The sequence below is a fragment of the Telluria sp. PB2R4 genome (genome assembly GCF_059685695.1).
Map to the genome: position 1 here is coordinate 1 of NZ_JCASIC010000023.1, position 14,091 is coordinate 14,091.

The 14,091-nt window shown below is 67.9% G+C and carries 14 protein-coding genes and 1 riboswitch; of the genes, 1 reads left to right on the top strand and 13 read right to left on the bottom strand.

Annotated elements, in window-relative coordinates; all coding sequences use genetic code 11:
- Positions 1 to 135: 135 nt before the first annotated feature.
- Positions 136 to 585 carry a hypothetical protein gene (locus AC56LU_RS23795; RefSeq protein WP_497178077.1) on the top strand — a complete coding sequence of 150 codons (450 nt, stop codon included), beginning with the start codon at positions 136 to 138 and terminating at the stop codon, positions 583 to 585.
- On the opposite strand, the gene AC56LU_RS23800 is transcribed toward AC56LU_RS23795, so the two are convergent.
- The 13 genes from AC56LU_RS23800 to cobT all read right to left on the bottom strand — a co-directional run bounded on the left by AC56LU_RS23800 (position 579) and on the right by cobT (position 13,680).
- The gene (locus AC56LU_RS23800) at positions 579 to 2,054 is read right to left on the bottom strand and encodes a cobyric acid synthase (RefSeq protein ID WP_497178078.1); all 1,476 of its coding nucleotides are present in this window, start codon (positions 2,052 to 2,054) and stop codon (positions 579 to 581) included. The genes AC56LU_RS23795 and AC56LU_RS23800 overlap by 7 nt on opposite strands.
- Positions 2,051 to 2,920 (bottom strand): cobalamin-binding protein, encoded by an 870-nt coding sequence (locus tag AC56LU_RS23805; RefSeq protein WP_497178079.1) that lies wholly within the window; start codon positions 2,918 to 2,920, stop codon positions 2,051 to 2,053. Before AC56LU_RS23805 ends, AC56LU_RS23800 begins: the two co-directional genes overlap by 4 nt.
- Complete coding sequence (cobD, locus tag AC56LU_RS23810; RefSeq protein ID WP_497178080.1) at positions 2,917 to 3,900, bottom strand: threonine-phosphate decarboxylase CobD; 984 nt, start codon at positions 3,898 to 3,900, stop codon at positions 2,917 to 2,919. Before cobD ends, AC56LU_RS23805 begins: the two co-directional genes overlap by 4 nt.
- Positions 3,893 to 4,834, bottom strand: a complete 942-nt coding sequence (gene cbiB / locus AC56LU_RS23815) for an adenosylcobinamide-phosphate synthase CbiB (RefSeq protein WP_497178081.1) — start codon at positions 4,832 to 4,834, stop codon at positions 3,893 to 3,895. Before cbiB ends, cobD begins: the two co-directional genes overlap by 8 nt.
- Entirely contained in the window at positions 4,828 to 5,388 is a 561-nt protein-coding gene (cobU, locus tag AC56LU_RS23820) for a bifunctional adenosylcobinamide kinase/adenosylcobinamide-phosphate guanylyltransferase (protein WP_497178082.1), read from the bottom strand. The genes cbiB and cobU overlap by 7 nt, the downstream gene beginning before the upstream one ends.
- Positions 5,385 to 6,698, bottom strand: coding sequence for a cobyrinic acid a,c-diamide synthase CobB (locus tag AC56LU_RS23825; RefSeq protein WP_497178083.1), 1,314 nt, complete (start codon positions 6,696 to 6,698; stop codon positions 5,385 to 5,387). Before AC56LU_RS23825 ends, cobU begins: the two co-directional genes overlap by 4 nt.
- Positions 6,698 to 7,324, bottom strand: coding sequence for a cob(I)yrinic acid a,c-diamide adenosyltransferase (gene cobO / locus AC56LU_RS23830; RefSeq protein ID WP_497178084.1), 627 nt, complete (start codon positions 7,322 to 7,324; stop codon positions 6,698 to 6,700). Before cobO ends, AC56LU_RS23825 begins: the two co-directional genes overlap by 1 nt.
- Positions 7,321 to 8,094, bottom strand: coding sequence for an ABC transporter ATP-binding protein (locus tag AC56LU_RS23835; protein WP_497178085.1), 774 nt, complete (start codon positions 8,092 to 8,094; stop codon positions 7,321 to 7,323). Before AC56LU_RS23835 ends, cobO begins: the two co-directional genes overlap by 4 nt.
- Position 8,095: 1 nt before the next feature.
- The gene (locus AC56LU_RS23840; RefSeq protein WP_497178086.1) at positions 8,096 to 9,130 is read right to left on the bottom strand and encodes a FecCD family ABC transporter permease; all 1,035 of its coding nucleotides are present in this window, start codon (positions 9,128 to 9,130) and stop codon (positions 8,096 to 8,098) included.
- Positions 9,131 to 9,149: 19 nt separating this feature from the next.
- Positions 9,150 to 10,988 (bottom strand): TonB-dependent receptor domain-containing protein, encoded by a 1,839-nt coding sequence (locus AC56LU_RS23845; RefSeq protein ID WP_497178087.1) that lies wholly within the window; start codon positions 10,986 to 10,988, stop codon positions 9,150 to 9,152.
- A gap of 67 nt (positions 10,989 to 11,055) precedes the next feature.
- Positions 11,056 to 11,288, bottom strand: a riboswitch (cobalamin riboswitch).
- A gap of 20 nt (positions 11,289 to 11,308) precedes the next feature.
- Positions 11,309 to 11,851, bottom strand: a complete 543-nt coding sequence (locus tag AC56LU_RS23850) for a histidine phosphatase family protein (RefSeq protein ID WP_497178088.1) — start codon at positions 11,849 to 11,851, stop codon at positions 11,309 to 11,311.
- A gap of 2 nt (positions 11,852 to 11,853) precedes the next feature.
- Entirely contained in the window at positions 11,854 to 12,633 is a 780-nt protein-coding gene (locus AC56LU_RS23855) for an adenosylcobinamide-GDP ribazoletransferase (protein ID WP_497178089.1), read from the bottom strand.
- A gap of 3 nt (positions 12,634 to 12,636) precedes the next feature.
- Positions 12,637 to 13,680, bottom strand: coding sequence for a nicotinate-nucleotide--dimethylbenzimidazole phosphoribosyltransferase (gene cobT, locus AC56LU_RS23860; RefSeq protein ID WP_497178090.1), 1,044 nt, complete (start codon positions 13,678 to 13,680; stop codon positions 12,637 to 12,639).
- Between the last annotated feature and the right edge of the window lie 411 nt (positions 13,681 to 14,091).

The following is a 14,091-nucleotide window of genomic DNA, read 5'->3' on the forward strand; positions in this document are numbered from 1 at the left end:
ACTCGGCGCTGGGCTATAAATCGCCGTGCATGTTTAGAAAAGAGCGACCGTGTCAGGCTCTGGAAACTGACGCTAACTAAGCATCAGGCTGTGTCCGGGAATAACGGGGCAAGATCAAATAATCTCAACAGTGCGATGCGGCGCTACTGGTCCGGCGACATGCCCGGCAAGGCGGAACTGGATGCAATCATCGGTCCGGCGGGCCTGACCCAGTACCGCGGCTATCTCGAAGATGGAGAAGACCGGTTCGCGCGCGCGACCGGTGCCCAGATCGGCGAAGTCCTTGCGCACTTCGGCGCAAACACGATCGTTGTCGGGCATACCCTGGTCGAGCGTGTCACCGCGCTTCACGACGGCAAAGTCTGGGCCATCGACGTCAACAGCAATACCGCGCGGCCCGAAGCGCTCCTGATCCGCGACGGCGAACCTGAGGTCGTGTCGACCGGCGTGGCCCGCGAACTCGACGAAGGCAGGGAGCGCCGCCAGATCCGTCCATTCAACCCCTTCGCGTCGGCCGACCTTGCCATGCTCAAGGCGCTGGTGGCGTCGAACTACGCGCTGTCGCAGATTCCCCAGCCTTATTGATTGCCGGGCGTCCCCCGCAACACTGTCAGGAGCCGGGCGAGCACCGGCGCGCTTGCGTCGGCGATGCGGTCGATGCTGGCCTCGCGCAGGGCCGCGGTGTCGACCACCTGCGCGGTCTGCAGTCCGGCCCAGGCCAGCAGTGCCCTGCCAGCTTCAGGATGATCGAACAGCCCGTGCAGGTAGCTCCCCAGCACCTGGCCGTCGCTCGAGCACGCGCCTTCGTTGCGGCCATCGATGACGAAGGCCGGCCTGTCCATCCCAAGGCCGCTCGACACCCCCATGTGGATCTCGTAGCCGCGTAGGTCGAACGCTGCGCCGTCCGGCAGACTTGCCCGTCCGCTGACCAGTGCCAGGCGTTTGTCCCGCGCCAGTTCGGTGTCGATGCCGAGCAGGCCAAGTCCTTCCGAGACCCCAGGCGCGGCCTCCAGCCCATGCGGGTCGGCGACGGAACGGCCGAGCATCTGGAAACCGCCGCAGATGCCGATCACCTTGCCGCCATAGCGCAGGTGCCTTGCCAACTGCGCCGGCCAGCCTTGGGTCCGCAGCCAGGCCAGGTCGCCGCGCGTGTTCTTGCTGCCCGGGAGGATGACCAGGTCGGCCGCTGGAATTGCCTCGCCCGCGCGCACGAAGCGCAGGTCGACCTCCGGATGCGCACGCAGCGCGTCGAAGTCAGTATGGTTGCTCATGCGCGGCAGGCTCGGCACCACGATGCGGAAGCGCCCCGTGCCCATTTGCGCCGGCTGCACCGCGTCTTCGGCGTCCAGGTACATGCCGTGCAGGTAGGGCAGCACGCCCAGCACCGGCTTGCCGGTCTGCCGCTCGAGCCACTCGAGCCCCGGCTCGAGCAGGGCGATGTCGCCCCGGAAGCGGTTGATGACGAAGCCGGCGATCCGTCCGCGCTCCGACTCGGACAGGCAGGCCAGCGTGCCGACGATATGGGCGAACACGCCGCCGCGGTCGATGTCGGCAACCAGTATCACCGGACAGTCGACCGCCTCGGCGAAGCCCATGTTCGCGATGTCGCGGTCGCGCAGGTTGATCTCGGCAGGGCTGCCCGCGCCTTCCACCACCACCGCCTCGTACTGCGACAACAGCCGCGCATGCGATTCGAGTACGGCACCCATGGCGACGCTCTTGTACTGGTGGTAGTCGCGCGCATTCATTTCGGCGCGCACGCGGCCATGGATGATCACCTGGGCGCCGGTGTCGCTCGAGGGCTTGAGCAGGACCGGATTCATGTCGGTATGCGGCTCGATGCCGGCGGCGATCGCCTGCAGTGCCTGGGCGCGCCCGATCTCGCCGCCGTCCGTCGTCACCGCGCTGTTGAGCGCCATGTTTTGCGGCTTGAAGGGCGCCACCCGCACGCCTTCCCGCAGCAGCAGGCGGCACAGCGCCGCCACCAGCGTGCTCTTGCCGGCGTCCGAGGTGGTGCCCTGCACCATCAGGGTACGGAAGGGCAGGGCACTCATGGGGCAAGGCGCCGGCGCGCCAGCTCGAGCTTCTCGCACAAGATGGCGGTCCCGGCGATCATGCGTGGACCGGCGCGGTTGAGCAGGTCGCCGTCGACCGTGAACAGGTTGTCCTTGCGTGTCGCCGTCATGGTCGTGTACGGCTTCCACAGCGCGACGCCGCCGTAGTTCTTTTCGGCGGTGCCGAACACCGCTTCCGGATCCGCTTGCAGCACGCTTTCGATCGACACGATCGGCGCGACGGTCGCCAGCTGGTCGAAGATGTTTTCGCCGCCGCACAGGCGTAGCGCATCGGTGATGATGTGCTTGCCGCTGAGCGTGTACAGCGGCTTGTCCCACACCTGGTAGAAGGTGCGCACGGTCGGGCGGCCGGCGTAACGGGTGCGCAGGCCGGCCAGCTGCTTGCGCAGCTCCGCCGCGGCGGGGAGTGCCACGGCCTCGGTTCCCATCAACTGGCCAAGCCGCACCACGTTTTCCGTTATGCCGTCGAGCGTTTGCGGATCGCTCAGGAACACCGGCACGCCCAGCTTGCGTACCAGCTCGATCTGCCGTTCCGAATTGTTGTGCATCCAGGCGACGATCAGGTCGGGCTTCATGCTGATGACGCGTTCGAGATCGATCTCGCGGTTCGAACCGATGCGCGGGATGTTTTTCGCGGCTTCCGGGAAGTCGCTGTAGTTGACCGTGCCTACGATGCGGCTGCCGCCACCCGCCGTGAAGAGAACTTCGGTGACGTGTGGCGACATCGAGATCACGCGCGCGGCGGGTTTGTGGAGCGTGACGGCATTGCCTGCGTCGTCACGCACCGTCACTGCGCCGGCCAGCGGCGCCGCCAGGGCCAGGGCCAGGAAGATCATTCGTTTCATCGTTGGTTGTTCCATTCCTGAAGTGCTGTTTCCAGCCGCTGCCACCCGGCTTCGCTTGGGGGCAATCCGATCCTGATGCCGCGCGCGTTCTCGCGGAACAGGCGGCACCAGATACCGTGGCTTGCCACGTGCGCGTGAAATGCTTCCGGCCGCGCTTCCGGCCACCAGTGAAAGAGCGGGGTGCCCGCCGCCCGGATGCCCTGCGCTTCCAGCAAGCTGCGCATGCGCAGGCCGGACTTCTGCAGCCGGGCGAAGCTCGTCTGCTGCCATTGCGTATCTCGCAATGCTTGCAGCGCCACGACTTGTGCTGGACCGCTGACGGCCCACGGCCCCAGCAGGCTTGCGAGCGCGCCCATGAGCGCGGCATCGGCGCCGACGAATCCCAGCCGCAGTCCGGCCAGTCCAAAGAATTTGCCGACCGAGCGCAGGACGATGAGTCCGGGCTGGCCCGCGTGGGCGGCCACGCTCAGTGTCGGATCGGTATCGCCGAAGGCCTCGTCGACCACCAGCCAGCCGCCGCGCGCACCCAGCCGTGCGGCCCAGTCCAGCAGGCGTACGGGTGCGATCGTCTCGCCGGTCGGGTTGTTGGGATTGACGACCACCACGACCTCGCTGCTGTCGATCGTGGACTCCAGCTCCGCATACGAGGCAAGCCGCAACAGGTGCCCATGCTGTCCCCAGGCGTGCGCGTGTTCCGCATACGAAGGCGCCGACACGGTCACGCGCGAGGGCGCGCGCAGCCGCGGCAGCGCCTGGATCGCCGCCTGCGTGCCGGCTACCGGCAGCAGGGATTTCGCCCCGTAGTATGCGCAGGCGGCCGCGCCAAGCGCCGGATCCGGCTCGGGCAGGCGGTGCCAGGCATCCGGCGGCAGCGCGGGTGCGGGATAGCCATGCGGGTTGATGCCGGTCGACAGGTCGATCCAGTCGTCGCGGCCATACAGGCGCGCGGCTTCGCGCAGGGCGCCGCCGTGTTCAAGCATGCTGTCTCCAGGCGAGGACGAGCGCGGCGGCGCAGGCCAGGCCGAGCCACAGTGCGGTAGTCCACAGCACCAGGCGCCATGCGCGCACGATGTCGGTTGCGGTGGCGGCCGGTCCCGTGCCAAGTAGTGGGCGCTGCTCCAGTTGGCCGTCGTAGACCGCGGCGCCACCGAGCGACACGCCGAGCGCACCGGCGCCGCTCGCCATGACCGGCCCGGCATTCGGGCTGCTCCAGGCCGGAGCCTGGGTGTGCCAGCACCGCCACGCGCGGGCGCCGGCCGCTCCCGCCAGGACGACATACGAGAGTGCGGTCAGCCGCGCGGGCACATAGTTCAGCACATCGTCGATGCGCGCCGCCGCCCGGCCGAACAGAAGGAAGCGATCGTTCCGGTAGCCCCACATCGCATCGAGGGTGTTCGCCAGCCGGAACAGGACGGCGCCGGCGCCGCCCGCCACCAGGAACCAGAGCAGGGTCCCGAACACCGCGTCATTACCGTTCTCGAGCAGGGACTCGGCACCTGCTTTCGCCAGATCGGTTTCCTGGGCGTCGTGGGTGTCGCGGCTGACGATCCTGGAAGTGCGCATGCGCGCCGTCTCCAGGTCGCCCGCGCGCAGGGCATCGACGATGGGCAGCGCATGGTCGCGCAGGCTGCGCAGTCCGATACACACATAGAGCAGGATCGCGTGCAGCCACAGGCCGGCATGTTCCGTGGCCAGCCACGCCAGCATTGCAAGGGGCAGTACGGCCAGCACCCAGGCCAGCAGTCCACGGGCGAAGGGCCGGCCGCCGTGGTTCAGCCGGTGCTCGATGCCCAGCGCCAGCTTGCCGAAACCGACCAGTGGGTGCCAGCGCCGCGCTTCGCCCAGCAGCAGGTCGAGCCACACGCCCGCGAGCAGCAGGCAGGCCAGCTGCGCCATCGACAAGCCGCTCAGCATGCATGCCCCTTGAGGACCAGCGGCAGCCCGGCCGCGACAAATACAGCGCGGTCGGCACGCGCCGCCACCGCCTGGTTCAGCCGTCCCGCTTCGTCGGCGAAGCAGCGCGACAGCGCGCCCCAGGGCACGATGCCCATGCCGACCTCGTTCGAGACGAACACGATGTCGCCCGCCGGCCGGGCGTCGAGCAGTTCCAGCAGCGCCGCGCGCTCCTGGTGAAAGCGCTCGGGCAGCGCTACGTCGCCCACCTCCGGCCAATCGCGTCCGTCGCAGAACATCAGGTTGCTCAGCCAGAGCGTCAGGCAATCGACCAGCACCAGGCGCTGCGGCGCACAGTATTCGCGCAGCGCTGCAGCAAGGGACAGTTCTTCCTCGACCGTCCGCCAGTGCGCCGGACGGCGTTCGCGGTGATGGACGATGCGCGCCGCCATTTCCGCGTCCCCGGCGCGGGAAGTGGCGATGTAGACGACTTCCTTGCCCGACTCCTGCGCCAGCCGCTCCGCATAGCCGCTCTTGCCGGAGCGCGCTCCGCCCAGTATCAGGGTGCAGCTCATGGTTCCCCTCCGCCGAACAGCGCGGCGGCGGCCGGCGGGTTGGACGGGAAGTAGGCGTGGAAGTAGGACGCGGTGAGCGAGCCGACGCGGTACACGGCTTCGCCCTGCGCGCCATTGGTCGTCTTGACCGTGTGGATCTGCGCCGGCGCCGGCGTCGTTAGCGTCGAATAATGAAAGCTGTGGCCGCGCAGGGGGCCTTGGTCGGTCGGCATCGCGTGGGCGCCGAGTCCGGCCAGGCGCGGCTGCATCCGCACCTCGCCCGGCAGTAGCCCGGCCATGGGCCAGCGCTTGCCATCCTGGTCGGTCAGGCCGTCGGCCAGCACCATCATGCCGCCGCATTCGGCCAGGATCGGCACACGGCGCTGCTGCGCCGCGTGGATCGACGCTTGCCACTGGCCGGCCCGCGCCAGCGCATCGCAATGCAGTTCCGGATAGCCGCCCGGCAGGAACACGGCATCGGCATCGATCGGCACCGGCTCGTCCGCCAGCGGCGAGAAATAGCGCAGCTGCGCGCCCATCCGCGCCAGGAGCTCGAGATTGGCAGGGTAGAGGAAGCAGAAGGCCGCGTCGCGCGCGATGGCGACCGTGCGGCCATCGAGCAGGCGGCCGGGGTCCGGCCACGCCGGGGCCGACTGCGCCAGCCTGGGGAGCGCCTTCCAGGCCTCGTCGTTGAAGTGCAAATCGTCGGCCAGCCCGTCCAGCAGGGCGTCGAGGCCGTCGACTTCGCCGGGCAATACCAGGCCGAGATGGCGTTCCGGCAGCGGCTTGTCCTGGCGCGCCAGCCAGCCAACGAGTGGAATGTCGCGCAGCGACGAGGCCACCATGGCGGCATGGCCCTCGCTGGCGATGCGGTTGGCCACCACGCCGGCCAGCTGTACCGGGCCGTAATCGCGCAGGCCGCGCGCCACCGCACCGGCCGTTTGCGCCATGGCCGAGGCATCGATCACGGCCAGCACCGGCACAGCGAACTCGCGCGCCAGGTCCGCCGCCGAGGGCGAGCCGTCGTACAGGCCCATCACGCCTTCGATCAGGATAGCATCGGCCTCGCGCGCCGCGTCGTGCAGGCGGCGCCGGCATTCGTCGACGCCGACCATCCACAGGTCGAGCGTATGCACCGGCGCGCCGGAAGCGCGCGCCAGCAGCATCGGGTCGATGAAGTCGGGGCCGCACTTGAACACGCGTACCCGCAGCCCCTGGCGCAGCAGCTTGCGCGCCAGGGCGGCGGTGACGCTGGTCTTGCCCTGGCCGGAGGCCATTGCTGCGACCAGTACGGCGCGGGCGCCGGAGTCTCGTCCCGTCTCCCCGTTCATCACCACTCCGTCCCGGCCTGCGCAGCAATGCCCGCCTTGAAGGCGTGCTTGACGACGTTCATCTCGGTCACCGTATCGGCCACCGCCACCAGCTCGGGCGGTGCCGCGCGGCCGGTGACCACCACGTGCTGCATCACCGGGCGGTCGAGCAGGTCGGCGATGACCGTGTGCACGTCGAGGTATTGGTACTTGAGCGCGATATTCAGTTCATCGAGCACCACCATGCCGTAGGCCGGGTCTCCCAAAAATCGCCGGGCCTGCTCCCAGGCCTCGCCGGCTTTTTCGATGTCGCGTTCGCGGTCCTGGGTTTCCCAGGTATAGCCTTCGCCCATCGCATGGAAGCTGACTTCATCCGGGAAGCGGCGCAGGAATTTCTCTTCGCCGGTCGACATCGCGCCCTTGATGAACTGGACCACGCCGACCTTCATGCCGTGGCCGAGCGCACGCGTCACCATGCCGAAGGCGCTCGAGCTCTTGCCCTTGCCGTTGCCGGTATTGACGATGAGGATGCCGATCTCCTTGTCGGCGGCGGCGATCTTGGCGTCGATGACGGCCTTCTTGCGCTCCATGCGCTGGCGGTGGCGCTCGTTCAGCGCCGCGATCTCGTCTGGGGTCATGTCGTTCATGCGCTTGCCTCATAGGGAAGAAAAATGCGGCGGCCGCCGTGCTCGATCATGTCGATCGGGTGGCCGAGGTAGTCTCCCAGCAGCGCCGGCTGCATGGTCGTGTCGACCGGCCCTGCCTGCCAGCGGCCGTCGCCCATGAGCAGCAGGGCGTGGGTGGAAATGCGGTAGGCCAGGTTCAGGTCGTGGCCGATCATGACCACGGTCTTGCCCTGTTCGCGGCACAGGCGTGCCAGCAGGCCCATGACGCTGACTTGGTGCGCCAGGTCGAGCGCGTTGGCTGGCTCGTCGAGCAGCAGCAGCGGCGTGTCCTGCGCCAGCAGCGCGGCGATGGCGACGCGCTGGCGTTCACCGCCGGACAGGGTGCGCACGTCGCGTCCGGCCAGCTCGCGCACCTCCATCGCTTCCAGGGCGGCCATGGCCGCCTGGTGGTCGTCGCTGCCTTCCCAATAGCGGTCGGCATGGTAGGGATGGCGTGCCGACAGCACGGTTTCGATCACGCTGTACGAAAACGCATCGTGGCGCGACTGTGCCAGGAAGGCGCGCTCGCGCGCCAGTTGCTCCGGCGCCCAGCGATCGAGTGCGCGGTCGCCGACGAAGACCGTGCCGGCGCTTGGGGGATGCAGGCCCGCGAGCGTGCGCAGCAAGGTGCTCTTGCCGGCGCCGTTGCGGCCGATGATGCTCCAGCATTCGCCGGGGCGCGCGGCCCAGTCGAGCTGGCGCACCAGCGTACGGCTGCCGGCCTGGAGGTCGAGGTGTTCGGTGCGGATCATGTCACCTCCGCAGGCGGTGCAGTTGATAAAGGAACACCGGCGCGCCGATGATCGCGGTGATCGCGCCGACCGGCAGCTGCTGCGGTGCGATGACGGTGCGGGCCAGCGTATCGCACAGCACCAGGAAGCTGCCGCCCGTCAGCACCGCCGCCGGGATCAGCACCCGGTGGTCGGGGCCGAAGGCGAAGCGGCAGGCGTGCGGCACGATCAGCCCGACGAAGCCGACCGAGCCGGCACTGGTGACGGCGCTGGCGGTCAGCACGCCCGAGACGAAGAACAGGCCCTTGCGCAGGCTGCCCACGCGGATGCCCAGCGTGGCGGCCGCCTCGGCGTGCAAGGCCACCACGTTCATGGCACGCGCACTGCGCAGCGCATACAGCAGGGCCGCGCCGAGCACCAGCCAGGGGGCCAGGCGCAGCGGCGCGCCGGCCAGGTCGCCGATCATCCAGAAGATCATGCTGCGCAGCCGGCCTTCCGGGGCGACCGACAGCATCAGGGTCACCAGGGCCATGCAGGCCGAGGACAGGATCACGCCGGTGAGCAGCAGCATCGAAGTGCCGCCTTCCAGCGCCAAGCCGCCGCGGAGGTCGCGCCGGGCCAGCAAATACAGCAGCATCGACACCGCCACCGCGCCGGCCAGCGCGGCCAGGTCGACAACGATGGCGGCCGCCATCAGCAGCAGTGCCAGCAGGGCGCCGACCGATGCGCCGGCCGAGATGCCGAGTACATAGGGATCGGCCAGCGGGTTGCGCAGCAGCGCCTGCATCATCACCCCGGCCAGTGCCAGCGCCCCGCCGGTAACAAAAGCAGTGAGCGCACGGCTGGCGCGCAGCTCCAGCAGCGATGCGGCCAGGCTGCCGGACTCGTTGTTGCTGGAGCTGCGCGCCAGCTGGCGCAGGGCGTCCGGAATCTCGGCCAACGGCACGGCGATCGAGCCGGTCATGCCGGAAAACAGCAGGCTGGCGACGGCGCACAGCAGCAGCGCGCCGATGACGAGCATGGCGCGTTGGCGGTGTGCATGAGCGGGGTGATGCATGCGTGTCCTCTCGGATGCTCTAGCGGATGCCGTAGCGCAGGCCTGCGAACCAGGTGCGTCCGCCTGTTCCGTAGTAGCGCGCCAGCTCGTACTGCTTGTCCGCGGCGTTGTTCAGGCGCAGCAGCAACGACACGCCCGGTGCGAATTGCCAGCTAGTGTACAGGTTGAGCAGGCCGTAGCCGCCCAGGCGGTTGCGGTTGGCGGCGTCGTCGAAGCGCTCGCCGGAGAGCTGCAGCTCGGCCCCGGCCTTGACCGCTCCCCAGCTGCCGTCAGCGTTGAAACTGGCATGCTTCTTCGCGCGGCGCGCCAGCCGCTTGCCGGTGGTCTCGTCCTTCGGGTCCTGCCAGTCGAGGCTGCCGCGCAGATCGACGGCGCCGACCCGGGTCTGGGCCGCCAGGGTAGCGCCTTCGAGCTTCGCCCGGTTAACGTTGTAGGCGCAGCTGCCGGCACGGCCCGGGCAGGGCGTGCTCGAGACGATCATGTCGGTTAGGCGATTGCGGTAGTAGGTCGCGTCAAACCGCAGGCTGCCGGCGTCGTAGCGCAGGCCGGCTTCGTGGTTACGCCCCTTTTCCGGCCGGTTGGTCGGCAGGCCGAAGTTCGGGTAGTACAGCTCGTTGAAAGTCGGTGCGCGGAAGCTGGTGCCGACGCTCGCGGTGGCCAACAGACCGTTCCCGAAGCGGTAGCCATAGCCGGCGGCGCCGGTATTCCTGCTGCCGTAGCTTGATGAGCGGTCGTGGCGCGCGCTGGCGTCGAACAGATGCTTGCCACGTATCGCCGACCAGGCGGCCGCGTAGGAATTGGTCGCCCGGCTGCGCGACAGGGCGGCAGTGGCGCTGGAGTCGACCTCTTCTTCGCGGCGGCTGGCCAGCAGCTGCAGCGTATCGGGACCGAGCGCGATGGCGCTCTGCCAGGTGAGTTCGTCCTGGCGGGTGTCGATCTGGCTGGCGCCGGATGCCGAGGCGCTGGTGAAGCTGCCCGACTTGTCGTCCGAGCGAGCAAATTGCAGGGTACTGCGCCAGTGCGTGGTGAACTGCGTGCTTGCGTAGACGGCGGCCGTGTTCAGGTCTTGCTCGTTGTGGACGTCGTAGGCCGCGCTGCCGCTGTCGTACTGCGCACGCAGGCCGCTGTGCAGGAACTGGACGCCGACTTCCGTGCCTGGCGCCAGGATAGTGGAGAGCTGGCCGTTGGCATTGCGGCGGCGGTAGCCGTCTTTGTCCGGATTGAAGCCGAAGGCGCCGGGGCGCGTGGCCGAGAAGCCATCCGACTCTTCGTGGCCCGCGCTGAGCGCGTAGCGGAAGGCGCCGGCCGCGCCGTGCACACTGGCGTCGGCCTGGCGCGTGGCATTGCTGCCGGCACCGGCCGACGCGCTGATCGCCGGGGCGCCGCCGCCCTTGCGGGTAAAGATCTGGATCACGCCGCCGATCGCGTCGGCGCCGTACAGGGTGCTGAGCGGGCCGTAGACGACCTCGATGCGCTCGATGGCGCCGAGCGGCACGGCGTTCCAGGCGGCGACGCCGCTGGTGGCCGATCCGATGCGCACGCCGTCGAGCAGGACCACGACCCCGTTGCTGTTGGCGCCGCGCAGGAACACGCTGGTCGCGGCGCCGGCGCTGCCGTTGCGGGTGATTTCAATGCCGCGCTGGCGCTGCAGCACGTCGGCCACCGAGCCGGCGCCAGAGCGTGCGATCTCGTCGGCATGGATGACGGTGGTGTCGGCGATGACGTCGGCCGCGCGCTGCGGCATGCGTTTGGCGGTGACAAGGACGGTATCGGCGTCGAGGGTTTGGGCGAAGGAAGGTGCAGCACAAGCGAGTGCAAGCGAAAGCGCGGCCGCTTGCCGGGTTACAGGAAAGTTCATGAAATGTTCACATCAAGACAACCAGCCGACGTCCCCGTAGGCCAGATTGAACAGAAGCGCACCGCTGGCACGCTCCCACCTTTTGGCCGGTATCCGGGCTGGCAAGTATGGCCGTCCGACCTTCCCATGCATCTGCACAGTGGTCATGGAAGACGGTTCGCCGCGCTTGTCATTCATCGAGCGCGGCACTTGCTTACCGTTGCGGGGGCAGCACACATTGGCCTTGTTGAAGGGCTTCGTGTTTCCCGTTTAACTGCGGTCGTGAACACAACCGCGAGCACCAAAACGCCGCCATTATATGGCAAGACTGGCGGAAGTTGTCAGTCCTTCAGCACGATGACTTCGCCGTAGCCGATGCGGTTGGGGCTGGAGGCGGCGCGCAGTGCCGCCTGTTCGACGCTACCCCCGGCGTGGAGGGCAGCCAACAGGCGGATCGTTCCGGCATGGCAGATGAGTAGGGCGGCAGGGAGGCTTGACGCGTGGAGCTGGTCGCGGAAGGCGGCAACGCGCAGGGCCACATCGAGCACGTTCTCGCCGCCTCCGGGGCGGTAACCCAGCAGGTCGGCGGCCCAGGCGTCGACTTCGGAGCGCGGGATGGCATCCCAGGGCTGCATCTCCCAGGCGCCGAAGTCCATCTCGGCCAGGCTGGCGTCAAAGGTGACGGGAACCTCGAGTGCGTACGCGAGCGCTGCGCAGCGTGCCAGCGGGCTGGCGTAGACGGGCAGGGGCCCGGGCAGGCCGGCTGCACGCAGGCGGTCGGCAACCAGCGACACCGCGCTGGCGGAGGCGGTGACGTCGGTCTTGCCGTAGCACAGGCCGGGCGCGATGTCCGGCTGCGGGTGGCGGACCAGGACCAGCCGCATGCTTACCCCAGTGCGCCGTGGCCGAGCGTGGCCAGCACGGCGAGATAGATCACGGCTTCCGCCAGCTGCTGCACCGCGCCGAGGCAGTCGCCGGTATAGCCGCCGATGCGGCGCGCGAACTTGCGGGCCAGCCACCAGGTCGCGGCGCCGGCGGCGAGGAGTGCGGCAAGCAGGGCGCCCACGTCGAGCGTGCCGCTTGCGAGCAGCAGCGCGGCGGCGATCGCCACGGTGGCCGCAGCGATCGCGAATTCCGCCGTCGTCATGCGTTCCGCCAGCGGCTTGGCCTTGCCTTCGGCGCGCGCATATTCCATGCGCCAGATGAGCGAACTCGCGGCCAGGCGCGACAGCGGATGGGCAAGCAGCAAGGCGCCGATGGCGCTGGCCGGCGGCAGCATCGCCAGCGCGCTGCACTTCGCCCCCAGCATGCACACGATGCCGATGGCGCCATACGCCCCGATGCGCGAATCCTTCATGATCTCGAGCACGCGCTCGCGCGTCATCCCGCCGCCGAGGCCATCGCAGCTGTCGGCGAAACCGTCTTCATGGAAGGCGCCGGTGGCGTAGATGGTCGCTGCGGTGGACAGTACTGCGGCGACCGGCGCCGGGAAGACGAGCGCGGCCGCGGCATACACCCCGGCGGCAATCGCGCCGACCACGATCCCGACCAAAGGGAAGTAGCGCGACGCATGGTGCAGCCACTCCTGCTCGAAGCCGACCCAGCGCGGGATCGGCAGGCGTGTGAAGAACTGGAGCGCGATGAAGAACAGGCGCAGCTGCTGCATGTCCTATTCTTCCTGTTGTGCGCTGGTGCTCACCTGCGCCGATGAGAAGGTCGCCATCTCGTTCAGGAAGTTGGCAGCCGCATGCAGCAGCGGCAGGGCCAGCGCGCTGCCGGTGCCTTCGCCGAGGCGCAGGCCAAGCTGCAGCAGCGGCTGGGCCCCGAGCGCGTCCAGCATCAGGCGATGGCCGTTTTCGCTGGATGCGTGGGCGAAGACGCAGTAGTCGAGGATGGCCGGCTGAAGGCGGCTTGCCACCAGCAGCGCGCTGGTGACGATGAAGCCGTCGATCAGCAGCACTTTGCGCAGCTCGGCCGCTTTCAGCATCGCACCGGTCATCATGGCGATCTCGAAACCGCCAAAGGTGGCCAGCACGTCGAGCGGTTCGACAACATCGGCATGACGCTCGACGGCTGCAGCGATGACTCCCTGCTTGCGGCCGATACCATCCTCAGACAGCCCCGTGCCGGCACCGACGCATTGGGAGAGCGGCAAGCCGGTGAGCTTGTGCATGATGGCCGCGGCGGCGGTCGTGTTACCAATGCCCATTTCGCCGAAACCGAGCACGTTCCCCGACAGGCCGCGCACCAGGGACATGCCGTGTTCCAGTGCGCTTTCCAGCTGCTGGCGCGACATCGCCGCTTCGATGGCGAAGTTGCGGGTGCCTTTTGCGATTTTGCGGTCGAGCAGGCCGGGTCGCGGGCCGAAATCATGGTTGATGCCGGCATCCACGACGTGCAGCGCGCATCCATTCTGGCGGGCGAACACGTTAATGGCGGCGCCGCCGGCCAGGAAGTTCTCCACCATCTGCCAGGTGACATCCTGCGGATAGGCCGACACGCCTTCGGCGACGACGCCATGGTCGCCGGCAAAGACCAGGATCGCAGGATCCGTGATGCGAACCTTCGTCGAACCCTGGATCAGGCCCAACTGAGCCGCAAGGGACTCGAGGCGTCCAAGGCTGCCAAGCGGCTTCGTCTTGTTATTGATGGCATCGAGCAGGGCTTGCAACAGGGCTGCATCCGCGGTGGACGCGATGTGGGAGAGGTGCATTACTGGGACGAAAAGGTGGAAAAAACGCGACGATAGCATAATCGCAAGCGTTGTAAGTGGCGTCGGCGTTTGCTATAGTCTCATTCCTCCGACGCACATTGCAGCCTGTAAGGCAGCGAAAGCGAAGGAGACGAGGGGTTGACGAGTTAAGCGAAGCACTGCATAATCTCACTTCTCTGCTGCTGACGAACACAACGCTTCGCACGGTGCAGCAAGGTAGTACAGAACAAAGTTCTTTAACAATCAACAGTCGATAAGTGTGGGCGTTTGATGAGGGTGCCAGTGACTTCGGTCACTGATTACTTAAATTATCAAATGTTCACAAAAGTATTAACGTTGCCCAGCAATGGGCGACGGTCAGTATCTTGAGTGAGCGACCCATCAGAAATGATGGTGACACGAAAGTGTCAA